General features: G+C 66.6%; 1 protein-coding gene. It reads left to right on the top strand.

The features are described from left to right. A partial coding sequence (locus tag UK23_RS45665; RefSeq protein WP_045318107.1) for a chlorophyllase/cutinase-like alpha/beta fold protein occupies nucleotides 1-332 on the top strand: 332 nt, incomplete at both ends.

The following is a 332-nucleotide window of genomic DNA, read 5'->3' on the forward strand; positions in this document are numbered from 1 at the left end:
ACCCCGCCACCGGCAGCGCCGGCGGCAACCCGGTGAACAACGCCCCTGTCGCCAACGGTGTCTTCCCGATCTACAACTTCACCCACGGCTTCGGCAGCAGCCCGCAGAACTCCCTGTTCATCATCCGGGCCCTGGCCGCGGCGGGCTTCATCGTTCCCGCCCCGTACTTCAACCACAACTTCAGCGACGTCAACAACGGCAACACCTCCAAGGACGTCTCGCAGCTCCTCACCAACACCCTCGCGCTCAACGCGAGCGGTCCACTCGCCGGGCACATCAACACGAACGGCGTCGGCGTCTCCGGCCACTCCCTCGGCGGCATGGTCACCCAC

Source organism: Lentzea aerocolonigenes (assembly GCF_000955955.1).
In the GTDB taxonomy this organism is placed as follows: domain Bacteria; phylum Actinomycetota; class Actinomycetes; order Mycobacteriales; family Pseudonocardiaceae; genus Lentzea; species Lentzea aerocolonigenes_A.